The 17,780-nt window shown below is 75.4% G+C and carries 10 protein-coding genes; 2 read left to right on the top strand and 8 right to left on the bottom strand.

Going from position 1 to position 17,780, the window contains the following annotated elements; translation table 11 throughout:
- Window positions 1-11: 11 nt before the first annotated feature.
- From OOK34_RS25055 to OOK34_RS25045, 3 genes are all read right to left on the bottom strand, one after another.
- A complete protein-coding gene (locus OOK34_RS25055) occupies window positions 12-3,347 on the bottom strand; it encodes an aminotransferase class I/II-fold pyridoxal phosphate-dependent enzyme (RefSeq protein WP_267036098.1) in 3,336 nt (1,111 codons plus the stop codon).
- A complete protein-coding gene (locus OOK34_RS25050; protein WP_267036097.1) occupies window positions 3,344-4,294 on the bottom strand; it encodes an NAD-dependent epimerase/dehydratase family protein in 951 nt (316 codons plus the stop codon). The genes OOK34_RS25055 and OOK34_RS25050 overlap by 4 nt, the downstream gene beginning before the upstream one ends.
- A gap of 96 nt (window positions 4,295-4,390) precedes the next feature.
- Complete coding sequence (locus OOK34_RS25045) at window positions 4,391-5,341, bottom strand: GlxA family transcriptional regulator (RefSeq protein WP_267036096.1); 951 nt, start codon at window positions 5,339-5,341, stop codon at window positions 4,391-4,393.
- 97 nt (window positions 5,342-5,438) lie between these two features.
- Between OOK34_RS25045 and OOK34_RS25040 the strand changes: the two genes are divergently transcribed.
- Both OOK34_RS25040 and OOK34_RS25035 read left to right on the top strand, forming a co-directional pair.
- A complete protein-coding gene (locus tag OOK34_RS25040; protein ID WP_267036095.1) occupies window positions 5,439-6,473 on the top strand; it encodes a saccharopine dehydrogenase NADP-binding domain-containing protein in 1,035 nt (344 codons plus the stop codon).
- Window positions 6,474-6,681: 208 nt separating this feature from the next.
- Complete coding sequence (locus tag OOK34_RS25035; protein ID WP_267036094.1) at window positions 6,682-9,063, top strand: excinuclease ABC subunit UvrA; 2,382 nt, start codon at window positions 6,682-6,684, stop codon at window positions 9,061-9,063.
- 24 nt (window positions 9,064-9,087) lie between these two features.
- On the opposite strand, the gene recQ is transcribed toward OOK34_RS25035, so the two are convergent.
- The 5 genes from recQ to OOK34_RS25010 form a co-directional block, all read right to left on the bottom strand.
- Entirely contained in the window at window positions 9,088-11,079 is a 1,992-nt protein-coding gene (recQ, locus tag OOK34_RS25030) for a DNA helicase RecQ (RefSeq protein ID WP_267036093.1), read from the bottom strand.
- Between the two features lie 81 nt (window positions 11,080-11,160).
- Window positions 11,161-12,831 carry a thiopeptide-type bacteriocin biosynthesis protein gene (locus tag OOK34_RS25025; RefSeq protein ID WP_267036092.1) on the bottom strand — a complete coding sequence of 557 codons (1,671 nt, stop codon included), beginning with the start codon at window positions 12,829-12,831 and terminating at the stop codon, window positions 11,161-11,163.
- Between the two features lie 18 nt (window positions 12,832-12,849).
- A complete protein-coding gene (locus OOK34_RS25020; RefSeq protein WP_267036091.1) occupies window positions 12,850-14,784 on the bottom strand; it encodes a TOMM precursor leader peptide-binding protein in 1,935 nt (644 codons plus the stop codon).
- Complete coding sequence (locus OOK34_RS25015) at window positions 14,784-16,583, bottom strand: hypothetical protein (protein ID WP_267036090.1); 1,800 nt, start codon at window positions 16,581-16,583, stop codon at window positions 14,784-14,786. The genes OOK34_RS25020 and OOK34_RS25015 overlap by 1 nt, the downstream gene beginning before the upstream one ends.
- Entirely contained in the window at window positions 16,580-17,767 is a 1,188-nt protein-coding gene (locus OOK34_RS25010) for a lantibiotic dehydratase C-terminal domain-containing protein (RefSeq protein ID WP_267036089.1), read from the bottom strand. Before OOK34_RS25010 ends, OOK34_RS25015 begins: the two co-directional genes overlap by 4 nt.
- Window positions 17,768-17,780 lie beyond the last annotated feature (13 nt).

Here is a 17,780-nt window from a genome sequence, read left to right as displayed (position 1 = left end):
CGGCCGGCCACTCAGTCCCCGGGGGAAGCCACCTCCTCGGCCAGGAGGGAGACGGCCCGGCGGATGTCGTCCTCGCGGTGTTCGCTGGTGATGAAGAACCGCAGCCGCGACAGCCCCTCCTCCACGGCGGGGTGGAAGATCGGATCGGCTACGACGCCCCGGTCGAAGAGCGCGCCCGCGACGCGCAGGGTCTTCGCCGAGTCCCCCAGAATGCACGGCACGATCGGAGTGCCGGCGCTGGAGCCCGTCGCCAGGCCGGCCGAGGCCGCCAGGCCGAGGAAGAGCTCGGAGTTCCGTCTCAGCGCGCGGACCCGGTGCGGTTCCGCGGTGATCAGCTCGGTGGCGGCCAGCGCGGCGGCCGCGTTGGCCGGGGTCAGGCCGACGCTGTAGACGAAGCCGGGGAGCGTGTGGCGCAGCCAGCGCACCATCCGGGCCGAGCCGCCGAGGTATCCGCCGCAGCTGGCGAAGGCCTTGGAGAGGGTGCCCATCCACAGGTCCACGTCGGAGCGGTCGACGCCGTAGACCTCGCCGACGCCCCGGCCGTGTTCGCCCACCGTGCCGATGCTGTGCGCCTCGTCCACCATCAGCAGGGCGCCGTAACGCTTCTTCAGCTCGATCACGGCCGGCAGGTCGACGAGGTCGCCGTCCATGCTGTAGGCGCCCTCGACGGCGATCAGCACCCGCCGGAAGCGGGACCGGTTGAGCCTCAGCATGCGTTCCAGCTGGCCCATGTCGTTGTGCGCGAAGGGACGTCGCGCCGCGCCGGACAGGGCGCAGCCCTGGAGGATGCTGTCGTGGGCGAGCGCGTCGTGCACCACGAGGTCCCCGGGGCCGACCAGGTGCCCTATCGCGGTGACGTTGGTGGCGTGGCCGCTCACCAGCGTCAGGCAGTCCCCGACGCCGAGGAACTCGGCCAGGGCCCGCTCCAGCCGGACCGTCAGGTCCCGTTCGCCGGAGAGCACCCGGCTCGCGGAGACCGAGGTGCCGTACCGGTCCACGGCCTCGTGCACGGCCTCGTTGACCGCCGGGTGCCCGGAGATGCCGAGGTAGTTGTAGCTGCCGAAGGACAGGTACGCACGGCCCCCGATCACCGTGGTGTCGCGGATGTTGCCCTCGTGGACCCGGAAGTACGGGGAGCCCGCCGCACTGCCGGTGATCGAGCCCAGCCGCTGCTCGAACAGGGCCACCTCCGGGAACTCGTCGACGCTCGCGCTCTCCATGTCCCACTGGGGCACCGCCTGCTGGGGCACCGGCTCCTGGGGAGGCGGTCCGGCGGGGAACAGCAGGACGGCGGGGGCCGCCGTTTCGGCGGCGCCGGGACCGGCCAGCGCGATCAGCCGGCCGATGGTGAGTTCGGGCGTGAACAGCTCCGTGGCCCGGAAGCCCGGTATCCGCTTGCCGATGTTGACTTCCAGCTCCTGGAGCATCAGGGAGTCGAAGCCGAGATCGGTCACGAGGGTCATGGCGGCGTTCAGGTCCGAGAGCGGGAAGACCCCGGCGCGCGACACCTCTTCGAGCACGACGGTCGCGGCGGACTCCCCGTCGACGGGGGCCGCCACGGCTGCTGCCGTCGGCCCCGCCACGGACAGGTCCGCCCGTCCGTCCGAAGCGGGCGCCTCGAGCGCCGACTCGTCCACGACCCAGTGGCGGCGCGGGGCGAGCGGGCTCGGCGGCAGCGTGCAGGGGGGCATGCGCTCCCCTGGCACCGCGGAAAGCTCCGGCCCGGGGTCGGTGGCCCCGCCCGCCTCCACGGCCGCGGCCGCCTCGGCCAGCTTCGCGGCGGCGTCGGCGGCGTCCTCCACCACCAGGGTGAGGCGCTGCGCGAGGGGGGCCCGGCGGGCCAGGGTGTCCGCCACCGCGGCCGGCGACGGCCGGTCCTCGGCGATGGTGTGCGCCAGTTCCCGGGCGTAGCGGGCCAGCCCCTCCCGGTCGCGGGCGCTGAGGACCAGCACGTGCGGCCCCCCGGTCCGGTCCGGCCGCGGGGCCGGCGCCGTGGGGTGTTCCTCCACCACCAGGTGGACGCCAGTGCCGCCGAAGCCGAAGGCGCTGACGCCGGCCCGCCGCGGTCCGCCGCTCGCCGGCCACGGGGTCGGCGCCGTGGGGACGGTCAGCCGCGCGGCGTCGAGCAGGGAGCCGTCGGCCAGGTCGAAGACCGGCTGCGGCGGTATCACCCCGCGCTGCACGGCCAGTACCGACTTGATCAGCCCGGCCAGGCCCGCGGAGTTGAGCGAGTGCCCGACCACGGCCTTCACCGCGCCGAGGAAGGCCGGCTCGGCCTCCTCGCCGCGCAGTTCGCGCAGGACGGCGAGTTCGACGGGGTCGCCGACGTTGGTCCCGGTGCCGTGCGCCTCCAGGTAGCCCACCGCGGCCGGGGACAGGTCCGCGTCCCGGTAGGCCCGGCGCAGGGCGCGGAGCTGGCCGGCCGCCTGGGGGTGCATTCCGCCCTGTACGGTCCCGTCGTTGGCCGTTCCCACGCCGCGGATCACCGCGTAGACCCGGTCGCCGGCCGCCAGGGCGTCGGAGAGCGGCCGCAGCACCAGGACCCCGGCGCCCTCGCCGAGGACGAAGCCGTCGGACTTCGCGCCGAAGGGCAGGCACCGGCCGCTGCGCGAGATGGCGCCGATCCGGCACAGCCCCACCAGCAGGTCGGGAGTGAGGACCAGCTGGGCGCCGCCCGCGAGGGCGATGCGGGAGCGGCCCGCGCGCAGTGCGTGCACGGCGTTGGCCACGGCCATGAGACCGCCGGAGCACGCCGAGTCCAGCGCGTAGCTCTCGCCGTGCAGGTCGAAGACCGAGCTGATGGTGTTCGGCCCCATGTTGAGCAGGAGCCCGGCCGCGGACGTGCCGTGCAGCCCGTCGACCGCGCGGACCGTCTCCCGCCACGCGGGGTCGGTGGCCCTCGCCCCGAACTCGCCGCCGGCGAGCTGGCGCATCCGGATCTGCATGGTGCTGAGCTGGCGGTAGCCGCTCTCGGTGAGCGCCGTGATCACCGAGGTCTCCTCGCGGTCGAAGCCGTCGGCCTCCCACCCCGCGTCCTGGATCGCCTCACGGGCGAGGTCGATCAGCAGCCGGTGCTGCGGATCCATCGCCCGGGCCCGCCGCGGCGGGATGCCGTAGTGCGCCGCGTCGAAGCGGTCCACGTCCGGCAGCAGCGCCATGGTGTCCGTATAGGCCGCCGAGGTGTCGCGGAAGTCGTCGCTGAGGAAGGCGGCGGAGCGCCACCGGGAGTCGGGAACGCCGGAGAACTGCGGTTGCGGGTCCGTCAGGAGCCGCCAGTACTGGTTCACATCGCGCGCTCCGGGGAACCTGCACGCCATCCCGACGACGGCTATGTCGTCGCGCGTCACTGATCTCGTCCCGAGGCCGCCAGGCGCTCGCGCCACCAGTCGACGGTCGCGCCCACCTGTTCACCGACGGGGGTGGCCCGTACCGAGAACGCGGCTTCGTAGGCGCTCGAGTCGACCACGAAGGGGCGGTCGAACTGGTAGCGGATCTCCTTGAGTTCGCGCAGCAGCGGGGAGAAGAGCGATCCGACGGCCAGCACGGCCGACGGCAGCCCGCGCACCACGACCGGCCCGGTTCCCGCCTCGGCGGCCAGCCGGCCGGCCATCTCCCGGACGGACAGCGCCGGCTGCGTCGGGACGTGCCAGGGCCGGCCCCAGGCCCGTTCCTCGCCGGCGACCTCGACCAGGGCCCTGGCCACGTCGGGGAGATAGGTCCAGCTGTGCGGGGCGTCCGGGTTCCCGAGGGTGGAGACCGGCTTGGCGCGCAGCAGCGGGGGCACCACCCGGGCGGCCAGGTGCCCGCCGTCGGTCACGCCGGGCCCGAAGAAGTCGGAGGCCCGCACCTCGACCGCCTTGACGCGCCCCTGCTCGTGGAGTGTGCGCGCCTGCTCCCAGACGGCCGCGCGCACCCGCCCCTTGGGGCCGGTCGCCGCGAGCGGCAGCTGCTCGGTCATGGGGACGTCCACGGGACCGTACCCGTAGAGGTTGCCCAGCAGGACCAGGACGGCGCCGGTGGCCTCGGCCGCCGCGCACACCGACGAGGCCAGCGGCGGCCACTCGCTCACCCAGCGGTGGTAGGGCGGCGCGGCGCAGTGGTAGATCGCGGCCGCGCCCTTCGTCACCTCGGTCAGCCGCTCGCTGTCCCTGGCGTCCAGCGCGACGTGTTCGATGCCGGGCTCCGGGGCCCGGCCCGAAGTGGTGACGACCCTTACTGAATGGCCCTGTTCGGCCAGCAGCCGCGCAGTGGCGGCACCGGCGGGCCCGAAACCTATGACGACATGAGAGTTCACGTACGCACACTAGCGCGAGCGACTGACACGGCCGGTACGACGCCCTCCGGTGACCCCGGCGCGTTTGGCCGGAAGACGCCCTGCGATCCGTACCGGTCAGCCCGGCTTTGCGCTGCGGAACGAGCGCCGGTAGGTGTCGGGCGGTACCCCGACGATGCGTTTGAACTGGCGCCGCAGCGTCGTGGCCGTGCCCATGCCCGTGGCGAGGGCGACCGCCTCGATGGTCTCGTCGCCGGCCTCCAGCAGCTCCTGGGCGCGGCGGACGCGCTGGGTGAGGAGCCACTGGATGGGTGTCTGCCCGACCACCGCCCTGAACTGCCGTCCGAGGTGGCGCGGGCTCGTGTTCGCCTTCCGCGCCATGTCGGTCACCGTCAGGGGCCGGTCGAGCCGCTGCCGGGCCCAGGCGAGGACGTGGGCAAGGCTGTGGTCCCCGGTGGCGACCTGTACCGGCGTGGCGACGAACTGGGCCTGTCCGCCCGGCCGGTGCGGGGGTACGACGAGGCGGCGCGCGACGGAGTTGGCGACGCCGGCGCCGTGGTCGAGGTGGATCATGTGCAGGCAGAGGTCCACGGCGGCGGCCTTGCCCGCGGCCGTGAGCACACTGCCGTTGTCCGTGTACAGCACGTCCGGGTCGACCAGGGCCCGGGGATGGCGGGCGCTCAGCTCCGCGGCGTGGGCCCAGTGGGTGGTGGCCCGACGGCCGTCCAGCAGGCCCGCGGCGCCGAGTACGAACGCCCCGGTGCACAGGGAGGCGACGCGGGCGCCCGCCGCGTGGGCCGCCCGTACGGCCTCGACCAGCTCGGGCGGCGGCGGGACGTCGATGTCGGCCAGGGCCGGCACGATCACGGTGTCGGCTCCGGCCGCGGCCTCCAGCCCGTGCGCGGGCTCGACCGTGAAGGGCCCGACCCGCACCGGCCCGGGACCGCAGAGCAGGACCTCGTACCAGTCCCGCGTGGCGTCGCGTGGCGGGTTCCCGAAGATCTCGTGGGCCACGGCCAGCTCGAAGTGCAGCAGGTGACCGGCAGTCAGCAGCGCGACGGTGGGCATGTCCGAAAGTGTACGGGTGATGTCGTTCCGGACCATCACGATCGACTTCCGCCTGCGGCGAGACTGGGCTCGTCAGCACATCGAGAGCGGGGGAACCATGAATAAAGCCACTGCGGTCGTGGTCTACGGGGCGACCGGGCACACCGGCCGGTTCGTCGTCGCCGAACTGCGCCGGCGCGGCTTCGCGCCGATCGTCTCCGGCCGTGACGCGGCCCGGCTGGAGGCACTGGCGGCCGAGCGGGGGGACGTGGTGGTGCGGCCGGCCGCCGTGGACGACGCGGACGCGCTGGACCGGGCCCTCGCCGGGGCGGCGGCCGTCATCAACTGCGCCGGGCCGTTCGCGGTGACGGCGGGACCGGTCGTGGAGGCGGCCCTGCGCGCGGGGATCCCGTACCTGGACGTCGCGGCGGAGATCGAGGCGAACACCGCGATGTTCGCCGAGCACGCGGAGGCGGCCCGGAAGGCCGGTACGTCCGTGGTGCCGGCGATGGCCTTCTACGGCGGGCTGGGCGACCTGCTGGCGACCGCGGCGATGGGGGGATCGACCGCCGCGGACGTGGTGCACGTCGCGTACGGGCTGAGCAGCTGGCGCCCCACGGCGGGCACCCGGGAGGCCGGCGCGGTGTCCCACGAGCGTCGCGGGGGCCGCCGGGTGCGCTTCGCGGACGGTGCGCTGCAGTACCACGACGACGCCCCGCTGCCGGAGCAGCAGTGGGACTTCCCGGAGCCGCTGGGCCGGCGTGCGGTGATCGCGGAGTTCACGATGGCCGATGTCGTCACCGTTCCCAGCCACCTGGACGTGTCCGAGGTGCGCACCTACATGGCCGTCGAAGCCGCGAGGGACCTGGCCGCCGCGGACACCCCGGCGCCGGAGGCGGTCGACGCCCTGGGGCGGTCGGACCAGACGTTCGTCGTCGACGTCGTGGTCGGCGCGGGCGGCGTCGAGCGGCGCGCCATCGCCCGCGGCCAGGACATCTACGCGGTGACGGCGCCGCTGGTGGTCGAGGCCGTCCAGCGGATCCTGGACGGGCGGACGCGTACGACGGGCCTGGCCTCGGCGGGGGCGATGTTCGACGCGGCGGACTTCCTGCGGGCGCTGGCCCCGCACGTGACGGTGGAGCTTCCGCACTGACCGGCGGGGGCCCGGGGCGGACCGGCGGGACCGGCGGCGGACCGGTGTCGGACCCGGCCGCGGACCGGTCAGGAATCGAGAAGCGCCGGGCCCCGGACCCCGCCTAGCGTGGCTGCCGTACGGCGCTGCGATCGCGGCAGCGCCGGCGGAAGGCAATCAGACATACTGCTCAAAGCTGGTCAGAACAAGCCGGGGAGATTCGAAGAGCATGCCCAAGAGGACGGACACGCAGTCGCCTGCGCCGCACATCGCCGACAGCCACGGCCTGATCCGCGTGCACGGCGCGCGCGTGAACAACCTCAAGGACGTCAGCATCGAGATCCCCAAGCGCCGGCTGACGGTGTTCACGGGCGTCTCCGGCTCGGGCAAGAGTTCGCTGGTGTTCGACACGATCGCCGCGGAGTCCCAGCGGATGATCAACGAGACCTACAGCGCCTTCGTGCAGGGCTTCATGCCCACCCCGGCGCGGCCCGAGGCCGACGTGCTCGAAGGGCTCACCACGGCGATCATCGTCGACCAGCAGCGGATGGGCGCCGACCCCCGCTCCACGGTCGGCACCGCCACCGACGCCAACGCGATGCTGCGCATCCTCTTCAGCCGGCTCGGCGCACCGCACATCGGCCCGCCCGGCGCGTACTCCTTCAACGTCCCCTCGGTCCGGGCCAGCGGCGCGATCACCGTCGAGCGCGGCGCCAGGAAGACGGTGAAGGCGACCTTCAACCGCACCGGCGGCATGTGCACGCGCTGCGAGGGCCGGGGCTCCGTCTCCGACATCGACCTCACCCAGCTCTACGACGACTCCAAGTCCCTCAACGAGGGCGCGCTCACGATCCCCGGCTACAGCATGGACGGCTGGTACGGCCGGATCTACGGCGGCTGCGGCTTCTTCGACCCGGACAAGCCGATCCGCAAGTACACCAAGAGGGAGCTGGGCGACCTCCTCCACAAGGAGCCCACCAAGATCAAGGTCGACGGCGTCAACCTCACCTACGAGGGGCTGATCCCGAAGATCCAGAAGTCGATGCTGTCCAAGGACGTCGACGCGCTCCAGCCGCACATCCGCGCCTTCGTGGAGCGGGCGACGACCTCCAGCACCTGCCCCGAGTGCGACGGAACCCGGCTCACCCCCGAGGCCCGGTCCTCGAAGATCGGGCGGATCAGCATCGCCGACGCCTGCGCCATGCAGATCAGCGACCTGGCCGCCTGGGTCCGCGGTCTCGAGGAGCCCTCGGTCGCGCCGCTGCTGGACAAGCTCCGGCACACCCTGGACTCCTTCGTGGAGATCGGACTGGGCTACCTCGCGCTCGACCGGCCGGCTGGCACGCTCTCGGGCGGCGAGGCGCAGCGCGTGAAGATGATCCGCCACCTCGGCTCCTCGCTCACCGATGTCACCTATGTCTTCGACGAGCCCACCACGGGCCTGCACCCCCATGACATCCAGCGGATGAACGACCTGCTCCTGCGGCTGCGCGACAAGGGCAACACGGTGCTCGTGGTCGAGCACAAGCCGCAGACCATCGCCATCGCCGACCACGTGGTCGACCTCGGCCCCGGCGCGGGTTCCGCGGGCGGGACCGTCTGCTTCGAGGGCACCGTGGAGGGGCTGCGGGCCGCCGGCACCGTCACCGGCCGCCATCTCGGCGACCGCACGGGCCTGAAGAAGACCGTACGGACACCCGCCGGCGCCCTGGAGGTCCGCGGGGCGGACACGCACAACCTGCGCGGGGTCGACGTGGACGTCCCGCTCGGGGTGCTGGTCGTCGTCACCGGCGTCGCCGGCTCCGGCAAGAGCTCCCTCGTGCACGGGTCGATCCCCGCGGAGGAAGGGGTGGTCTCGGTCGACCAGGGCGCGATCCGCGGCTCCAGGCGGAGCAACCCGGCGACGTACACGGGGCTGCTCGACCCGATCCGTTCGGCGTTCGCCAAGGCCAACGGGGTGAAGCCGGCGCTGTTCAGCGCCAACTCCGAGGGGGCCTGCCCGGCCTGCAACGGCGCCGGGGTGATCTACACGGACCTGGCGATGATGGCGGGCGTGACCTCCACCTGCGAGGACTGCGAGGGCAAGCGGTACCAGGCGGCGGTGCTGGAGTACCGCCTCGGGGGCCGCGACATCAGCGAGGTGCTGGCGATGCCGGTGCGCGAGGCCGAGGAGTTCTTCGGATCCGGCGAGGCACGCACCCCGGCCGCGCACCGCGTCCTCGGCCGCCTCGCGGACGTCGGTCTCGGCTACCTCACCCTCGGCCAGCCGCTCACCACGCTGTCCGGCGGCGAGCGGCAGCGGCTGAAGCTGGCGACGCACATGGCCGACAAGGGCGGGGTCTACGTCCTCGACGAGCCGACCACCGGCCTGCACCTGGCCGACGTCGAGCAGCTGCTCGGCCTGCTCGACCGGCTGGTCGACTCCGGCAAGTCGGTCATCGTCGTCGAGCACCACCCGGCGGTGATGGCGCACGCGGACTGGATCATCGACCTCGGTCCGGGCGCCGGCCACGACGGCGGCCGGATCGTCTTCGAGGGCACACCCGCCGACCTCGTCGCCGCCGGGTCCACCCTCACCGCCGAACACCTCGCGGCGTACGTCGGCGCCTGACGGCGTACGCCGGAGCCTGACGGCCTAGCGCCAGTCGTCCCACGGCGGGTCCTCGTCGAGGTCGAAAGGCGGTTCGTCCTCGTACGGGGGCTCCGCCGGCGGAGCCTGGGGCGGGATGGCGGCCGGGGCGGTGGCGGGAGCGGTCGTGGCGGCGGTGGTGGCGGCGGTGTACTCCGCCAGGGCGTCGAGGACGCCCTCGCCGTACTTGGTGAGCTTGGCCTCGCCGACCCCTCCGATGCCCGACAGCTCCTCGACCGAGCCCGGCAGCCGCGTCGCGATCTCCCTCAGCGTGGCGTCGTGGAAGACGACGTACGCCGGTACCCCCTGCTCGCGCGCCGTCGCGGCCCGCCAGGCGCGCAGGGCCTCGAAGACCGGCAGCGCGGCGGCCGGCAGGTCGACGGGGACGCGGGCGCCCTTCCCCGAGCGCGCTCCGGGCTCCTTTCGGGACGGCGCGGCCGGCGCCTTCTCCTTGCGCATCTGGACGGTGCGGCGCCCGCCCAGCACCTCACCGCTGGCGTCCGTCAGCACGAGCGTGCCGTAGTCGCCCTCCACCGCCAGCAGCCCCAGCGCCAGGAGCTGGCGTACGACGCCCCGCCACTCCGCGGTGCTGTGCTCCGAGCCGACGCCGAAGACCGACAGGGCGTCGTGGTCGAACTGGATGACCTTGGCCGTCTTCTTGCCCTGGAGGATGTCGATGATCTGGCCGGCGCCGAACTTCTGGCGCCGTTCCCGCGCCAGCCGCCACACCGTGGACAGCAGTTTCTGCGCGGCGACCGTCCCGTCCCAGGACTCGGCGGGCGTCAGGCAGGTGTCGCAGTTGCCGCAGGGCTCGCCGGTCTGCCCGAAGTAGGCGAGCAGCCGGACGCGCCGGCAGTCCACCGTCTCGCACAGGGCCAGCATGGCGTCCAGGTGGGCGGCCAGGGAGCGGCGGTGCGCCTCGTCGCCCTCGGAGCCCTCGATGAGCTTGCGCTGCTGGACCACGTCCTGGAGTCCGTACGCCAGCCAGGCGGTGGCCGGCTCTCCGTCGCGGCCGGCCCGGCCGGTCTCCTGGTAGTAGCCCTCGACCGACTTCGGCAGGTCCAGGTGCGCCACGAAGCGTACGTCCGGCTTGTCGATGCCCATGCCGAAGGCGATCGTGGCCACCACCACGACCCCGTCCTCGCGCAGGAACCGCGCCTGGTTCGCGGCACGCGTGCGGGAGTCCATCCCCGCGTGGTAGGCCACGGCGTCGATGCCCTGTTCCACCAGGAAGGCGGCGGTCTTCTCCACCGAGGCCCGCGAGAGGCAGTAGACCACTCCGGCGTCCCCGTCGTGCTCGCTGCGGATCAGCTCCAGCAGCTGCGCCAGCGGCTTGTCCTTCGCGGCGATGCGGTACTGGATGTTCGGCCGGTCGAAGCTGGCGACGAAGTGCCGGGCGTCCTCCAGGCCCAGCCGTGCCGCGATCTCGGTGTGGGTGGCCTCGGTGGCGGTCGCCGTCAGGGCGATCCGCGGCACCTTCGGCCAGCGCTCGTGCAGCATGGACAGGGCGAGGTAGTCGGGCCGGAAGTCGTGGCCCCACTGGGCCACGCAGTGGGCCTCGTCGATGGCGAAGAGCGCCACCTTGCCCCGGTCGAGCAGCCGCTGGGTGCCCTCGGTGCGCAGCCGCTCGGGGGCCAGGTAGAGCAGGTCCAGCTCGTCGGCGAGGAAGGCCTGCTCGACGGCCTGCCGCTCGTACGGGTCCTGCGTGGAGTTGAGGAACCCGGCCCGTACGCCGAGGGCGGTGAGCGCGTCCACCTGGTCCTGCATCAGCGCGATCAGCGGCGAGACGACGACGCCCGTGCCTTCTCCGACCAGCGCCGGGATCTGGTAGCAGAGCGACTTGCCGCCGCCCGTCGGCATCAGCACGAGGGCGTCGCCGCCTCCGGCGACCTGCTCGATGATCTCCTGCTGCTCACCGCGGAAGGAGCTGTATCCGAAGACGCGGTGGAGTACCTGCAGCGAGTCGGAGATATCGGGGGAAGCGTCCGAAAGGGCCATTGGAGAAGCCTAGCGGCCCGCGCCGACACCCCGGTCCCGCCGGCCGCGTCACCCGGGCGGCGGACGGGACCGGCCGTCGGCTCACACCGCGGGATGTCCGAGGGGGCGGCGTCCGAGGGGCAGCAGGTACTGGAGGGGCTGTTCCAGATCGTCCAGGCCGAGGAGTTCGTGCGCCAGGTCGTCGTGGAAACCCCCCAGCGGGGTACCGGCCAGGCCCAGGGCGGCCGCGGTGAGGAGCAGGGTCTGGGTGAGGTGGCCGCTCTCCAGCAGGGCCAGGCGCAGGGCGCGCAGGCCGTAGCGGCTGCGCAGCAGGCCGAGGTCCGCGTACACGGCCAGGACCACCGGCGCCCCCTCGACGCCGATCCAGTCCGGGTCGGCGGCCGGGCGGGAGAGGTACGTGGAGAGCGGCCTGATCTCCGCCGCCGTCGGCGCCGGGCCGACGGGGCGCAGCGTCCGCCGCTCCGGCTGGCAGTCGTACGTGCCCGCCGGGACTCCGGCCACGTCCAGCACCAGCAGCCGCACCCGGGCCGTGTACAGGGCGCCGGCGCTCGGGTAGGGGCGGTTCGCCGGGGCCGGGCCGTCCGGGAGGGGCTCCCCGGAGCGGGCGCTCCCGGACAGCGAGTGCCACAGGAGCGAGCCCAGCGTGCCGGCGTCCATCGGTCCCCCGAGCGCGCCGCGCATCGAGGTGCGGGCCGCCAGTACGGCGCCGAGCGACACCTCCGGCAGCGGGTCGGCGGGCAGGGCCAGCTCCGGCCCCGCCGCCGGGGGCCGGGCCGGCCGCTCCGGCAGCGTGCGCAGGGCGGTGTCCTCGCCGCGGCCGATCTGGAACTTGCTCCGCTCCAGGTACTGGAGGTCGGCGGCGGTGTGCCCCGGCGGGAAGAACCCGGGCGGCTCCTCGGTCTCCAGCAGGGTGCGGGCGGCCAGCCGGCACACCGCCCGCTCCTCGTCGGGGGTGATCCCGAGCCGGTTGAAGAGCATGTGGAGCTGTGAGCCCCACACCCAGGCCCGCAGCTCCTCCCCGAGGCCGCGCAGCAGCTCGTCGGCCTCGCGGACCCGGGCCGCCCACCGGTCCTGCCAGGGCGCCGCGGTGCCCGCCGCGAGCCGTTCGCGCAGGTCGGCGGCGCGCCGCCGCAGAGCCGTGCGCTGCGCCGCGTAGACGGTGTTGACCCGCGTGTGCACGGACGCGCCGGGCAGCAGCTCGGTCTCGGTGACCCAGCGCCAGCCCGCCGCGTGCCGGCGCAGCCAGCGGGCCCCGGTGAGCGGGTCCATGCCGAGGGCGTACACCGTCGTGTGGACCAGGTCCGCGGCGACGGTCAGCCGTGCCCCCGATCCGCCCCCGCCGGGCAGGGCCCGCAGGGCCTCGAGGGCCGCCTGCGTGGAGGCGGCGAAGACCTCCTCGGCGACCGGAAGGGCCCGGGGGCCGCCGTAGCGCTCGGTCTCGGGTTCGTAGGCCACGGCGCGCACCTCGCCGTGGCGGGACGGCCACGGGCCGGGCACCTCGGGCACCTCCTTGGCGGCCAGGGCCAGTTCCCCGGGCAGTGCGGCGGCGGCCTCGGCGCTCAGGCCGCGTACCCGCAGGCGCAGGTGGGGCCCGCCCTCCCCGTACCGGATGAAGAACCACCCGTCGGCCCGCCCCGACGCGACCAGGCCGTCGAGGAGCGGGGCCGCGCCCTGGACCAGGAAGGCGTCGGTGTCCTCGGTGGCGGAGTGCAGGAAGAGGTGGTGGCTGTGCCAGGCGTCGGTGGTCGTCACGTCCGGTCCTCGTTCGGGTCAGGGGAAGGGGTGCGGGTGGAGTGCGAGGTCCTCGTAGCGCAGCGGCCGGTCCGTGCGGCCCAGCCGGTGGGGCACCTCCAGCAGCCGGGGCAGCCCCCGGGTGCGGTGGTTGACGTGCCCGAAGGTCATCGGGAGCGAGCCGGGGACGACGACCTTGACGCAGTGCAGGCCGAGCCCTTCGCGCAGGCCGGGCTCGGTCTGGTCGACGGCGACCACCTCCAGCCCCGCCCCCGACAGCCGTGCCACCGTCGCCTCGAGCAGGGCGGAGAGGTCCCCCACCGGCTCGGGCGCGCCCGGCCAGGCCTGCGCGACGGTGAGGCGCGGGGTGTCGGCGAAGAGGAACTCCAGGCGCGCGGCCGCCTCGGGCAGGGCGTTCAGCCCGACGTGGTCGTCGAGGGTGACCACCAGCTCGGGCCGCTCCAGCATCGGCCGCAGCCGCTGCGGATCGCGCGGACGGCCCTCGGCGAGGGAGCGCTGCGCGGACTCCAGCACATTGGTGACGGCCTCGGCCACGGCGGAGCGGATCGCCGCGCGCGGATCGTGGTGGGCGCCGGCGGCGAGGAACATCCGCGGGGCGTCCGGGTGGGAGCCCTCGTAGCGGCAGACGGCGACGACCGCCGGGATGCCGAAGTCGTTGGTCGCGTCGAGCAGGAGGAGCCGGTAGCCGGCCACGGCCGCCCGGTCCGCGAGCAGTGCCGTGTCGGGGTCGTCCGAGGGTGGTTCGACGCGGCGCAGCGGTGTGGCCGCGTACCAGGCCATCAGGAAGGCGTCGCGCTCGGCGACCTCGAACAGGCCGTAGAGCGCGGCCTCTTCGGCGCTGTTGCCCAGGCCGCAGCCGTTGGAGGACTCGTACACCACGCGCGGCCGGCCCTCGCCCGGCACGTCCCAGTACGCCACGTGCTCGGGGACGGCGACCGGGCGGCGGCGGGTGAGGGACCAGCCGTGCACCCAGTCCAGTTCCAGGTCCGGGGTGTAGGGGACGGTCGGCGAGGCCGGGTGTCCGTGGTGGGCGGGGTCGGGCAGGCCGAGCCGCTCCGGGTCCAGGGCCCGGTCGGGGCCGAGGGCGGCGAAGGAGGCCCGCAGGCCGGTGCTCCGGCCGGTCGGCCGCATCCCGGCGAACCGTTCGACGGCCTCGAAGAGGGCGGTCCGCTCGCTGTCGGCGAAGTCGCGGGCCCGGCCGTAGCCGCCGTCGTCGACGGCGCGGCCGTCGGTCACGAAGGCGGCGGTCAGGCAGAAGGCCGAGTCCTCCGTCCGCAGCAGCCGGCGCACCGGCCCGAACCGCTCGTCGTGCAGGGCCGCGCGCAACCGGCCGGCCCCGGTGCGGGGGTTGGGGGCGCGCAGCAGGTACGGGTCGGGCAGCGGGCGGGGCGCCGAGGGCAGGGGGGCCGCCCCGGCGGCGGTGTCCGGCGGCAGGGGGTGGCAGACGGCGCAGCCCCCGACCGGGCGGATGCGGTGGGTGGACCAGGTGCCGCGCCCCTGGTGGACCACGTACACGGTGGCCGTCGGCGGCTCCTCGGCGGGCGTCGGCTGGGCGTGGCCGTCCAGGAGGTCCCGTACGAGGGCGCCGAGGGACTCGGCCAGCGCCGGGGACGGTACGCCGGCCAGCGCGAGTTCCGGGCTCTGCCGGGGCACGCGTCCGCCCGCCGTGGCCAGCCGCTGGTACTCGGCGCAGTGCAGGCAGGCCGCCGCGCCCGGGGCGAGCAGCGGCCCGACCACCGCCAGCGGCCCGTCGAAGCGTACGGGGACCAGGGCCACCGGGTGGGCCAGCGCGTGCCGGCTCAGCTCCTCGGCGGTCCCCAGGGTCCACTCGGTCAGCAGGACGGCGGCCGGGCCGGCGGTGACCCCGGCAGCGGCCGCGGCGTCGAGCACCGGCACGGGCAGGGCGGCGAAGAGGCCGGCCGCGGCCGGGGCGGTCCGCGCTGATGCGCCCATCACGGCTCCTCGGGGGTGTGCAGGGTGTGCAGGACGGTGAATCCGAAGGCCCGCAGCAGGGCGGGGAGTTCGCGGTCCCCGGCCGGGGCGGGGGTCCCGGCCTCACGGGCCGGCCCGGCGAGCCGGCTCAGCGCGTCCTGGAAGGCCTCCTCGCGTCCGGCCGCGTCGGCCATCCAGCGGTCGGTCCAGCCGGCGTCCTCCCAGCCGGCGGTGCGGGCGCCGGCCGCGGCCAGCGGGGCGACGGCGCCGCCGGAGGGGCGCGTACGGCCGGTGCCCGGCCCCCGGGCGGAGAGGGCGGAGACCTCGGCCACGGCGGCGAGCGCGGCGAAGGCCGCGGCGTCACCCGGGGTCGCCTCGACGGCCTCCCCCAGCACCGGGGACTCCCCCGCCCGGCGGACCACGGCGTGGTACACCTCGTCCGGCCCGGCCCGGCGCACCTCCAGGCGGGCGGGCACCTCCAGACGGGCCGTCAGCGTGGTCCACCAGTGCCGGAACTGCGGATGCCCCGACCACCGGGGTGCGGCCAGGGGCGGCGCGTCCCCGCCCGGCGCCCCGGCGCGGCGGGAAACAGCGCGGTGGGAAACGGCGCTGCGGGAAACAGCGCTGCGGGACACGGCGCTGCGCAGGGCCCGGCCCCAGGCGTGCCCGGGGTTCGCGCCGACGGTGAACTCCCCGTCGCCCAGCAGCAGTTCGGCCGCCCGGCAGAAGACCTCCAGACGGGCCAGGTCCAGCCTCGGCGCTCCGGCGACCAGGCGCCCACCGGCCGGGCCGTCCCCGGGCAGCTCGCAGGCGGCGAGCGGCACCGGGAGCTGGCGCAGGTCCGTGGCGCGCGGCGCGGGCAGGGCCCCGCACCGCTCGTCGCCCAGGGCCGCCAGCCGCCGCAGCACTTCGCCGAGGGTGTCGGCCGGGGCGAGGTCCGCCCGCCGGTCGGCGTCGATCCGGCCGGGCCCGAGCCAGGTCCGGTAGTCGGCCCGCAGCGGGCCGCTGCCGGCGAGGAGCACCGCCGGGAGCCCGGGCAGCAGCCGCTCGTCACCGCCCTCCCCCGCCGGGTCCGCCAGCCCGGCGGCCGCGCACAGCAGCCGGTGCGCCGCCGCGCCCCCGAGCAGGGAGGGCAGCGCCGGGGGTCCGGCCGCCTCGCCGGGGCCGAGCCGGGCCTCCAGGGCCGCCGCGTCGGAGCGGGCCTGGGCCGGGCTGCCGGGGGCGGTGGCGTAGCCGTTCCCGCCGGACAGCCCGGCCGCGACCGCGCGCGGCGGTCCGGCGCCGTGGGCGTGGAGCAGGACCCGGCCTGCGGGCAGGGCCGGGTCGGCGGTGCACCCGACGGGCAGTCCGCCCAGCTCCAGGGCCCGCCCGGCAGCCCTGGCCAGCGCCCCGTCGGGGGCTCCGGCGACCACCTCGGCCCGGGTCGCCCCGAGCGCGGCCGCCGCCCCGGCGGGCCGTCCGGCGCTCGCCGCGAGCCACCGCGCCACCGGGGCCCGGCCGTCGTCCCCGTACCCCTCGGGCTGCGCCACGAGCAGGTCGTGGGCCTCCAGCTGCCCGAGCAGGGTCCGTACGGCGCCGCGCAGCGCCGAGCCCGGCTCCGTGCCGTCCAGCAGGTCCTCGAGTCCGCCGCCCCGCAGCGGCTCCTCCAGCCACTGCCACAGGGCGGGCAGCGCGGTACTGCCCTCCAGGGTGACGGCGCCGCCGCGGCCGCGCAGGTGGAGCCCGGCCCGCAGCGGGGTCACGGCGACGCCCGGGCGCAGCCTGCGTACGGTCCGGGGAGCGGCGGCGCCGCCGGTGGTCCCGTTCCCGGCGGTCGTCATGCGCCGCGCTCCACCGCTGAGACGGCCGCGCCCAGTTCCGTACGCCAGTCGCAGCCGGTCAGCGCGGGCACCGTACGGACGACGAGGTACGCCGCCAGGTAGCGCTCCAGCGGGCGGACGTCGCAGATCGCGAAGAGCCGGTACAGGGCGTTGGTGCAGGCCCGGTACACCAGGTAGTCGGGGTCGGCGAACATCGTCCCGCGCGGGTCCGAGCGGCGCAGCAGCTGGTGGAACTCGCTGTAGCGGGTGCGGGTGTCCGGGTTCCAGCGCTCGGCCGCCGCGCGGTCCCCGGTGGCGGCGGCCCGGTGCCGGTAGGCGGGCGGGCTGCCGTGCAGCTCGGCGCCGGCCTCGTGGCGGCTGCGGGTCAGCTGCCAGGCGCGGGCGGAGAAGCCGGCCCAGTCCCGCTCCCAGCCCGTCGCGCCGCCGTCGGCGATCCGCCCGACGAGCGCGGTCAGGGCGTCCCCGGCGCGCTCCCACCGGCGGTCGAAGGCGGCCCGCAGCCGTCCGTCGGGGTCGTCGTGGAGGAGGAAGTCCTCCAGGTGGGACACGTAGGAGTAGTGGCCGCCGGCCAGGCCCCCCGGGTGGGCGCCGGCGTGCGCGGCGAGGGCGGTCACCGCGAGCCGGACCCGTGCCTGCGCGGTGTCGCCCTGCCCGCCGAGGAAGGCGGCGCCGGCCCCGAGCGCGCCGAGCCCGTCCCGCAGCAGGTCCTCGCGCAGGGCGGCGCCGGCCTCGCCGAGCAGGGCGCGTACGGAGGACCGGTCGGCGGGCTCGATCCGGACCGTGTTGTCCGGGGTGATCGGCCCGTACGGCGGGGCGACGAGTTCGGCGCGCCCGGCCTCGGCCGCCGCCTCCAGCAGCTGCGCCTCGGTGAGATCGCCGCGCGAGGGGTGCAGGCGGAGCCAGTCATGGATCCGGGAGGCGGCGGACTCGGCGGCGGCGTCGACCTGTGCGGCCGGGCCCTGGAGGCACAGCCGCAGGTGGGGGCCGCGCAGCCAGTGCCGTTCGACGTGGGCGGCCAGGCCGCTGGCCTCGCAGGAGCCGGCGAGCGGCAGCAGTACCTCGCGCAGCAGGGGGGCCTTGACGGGGTGGTGGTGGTAAACGACCACATCGAGGGCGCCGCCACTGGTGTCTGCCGTCGTGGTTCCTGCCGCCATGGTTCCAGCCGTCGTGGTTCCTGCCGTCATGGTTGCTTCCTCT

The sequence above is a fragment of the Streptomyces sp. NBC_00091 genome (assembly GCF_026343185.1).
Taxonomy (GTDB): Bacteria; Actinomycetota; Actinomycetes; order Streptomycetales; family Streptomycetaceae; genus Streptomyces.
The sequence above is the reverse complement of the archived record's forward strand: the minus strand, read 5'-3'. Positions and strand labels throughout refer to the sequence as shown.

What these genes read in the sequence shown, in the direction of transcription:
- OOK34_RS25045 (WP_267036096.1), bottom strand. Translation starts at nt 5,341, where the DNA reads ATGCCCACCGTCGCGCTGCTGACTGCCGGTCACCTGCTGCACTTCGAG.
- OOK34_RS25040 (WP_267036095.1), top strand. Translation starts at nt 5,439, where the DNA reads ATGAATAAAGCCACTGCGGTCGTGGTCTACGGGGCGACCGGGCACACC.
- OOK34_RS25035 (WP_267036094.1), top strand. Translation starts at nt 6,682, where the DNA reads ATGCCCAAGAGGACGGACACGCAGTCGCCTGCGCCGCACATCGCCGAC.
- recQ (WP_267036093.1), bottom strand. Translation starts at nt 11,079, where the DNA reads ATGGCCCTTTCGGACGCTTCCCCCGATATCTCCGACTCGCTGCAGGTA.
- OOK34_RS25020 (WP_267036091.1), bottom strand. Translation starts at nt 14,784, where the DNA reads ATGGGCGCATCAGCGCGGACCGCCCCGGCCGCGGCCGGCCTCTTCGCC.
- OOK34_RS25015 (WP_267036090.1), bottom strand. Translation starts at nt 16,583, where the DNA reads ATGACGACCGCCGGGAACGGGACCACCGGCGGCGCCGCCGCTCCCCGG.
- OOK34_RS25010 (WP_267036089.1), bottom strand. Translation starts at nt 17,767, where the DNA reads ATGACGGCAGGAACCACGACGGCTGGAACCATGGCGGCAGGAACCACG.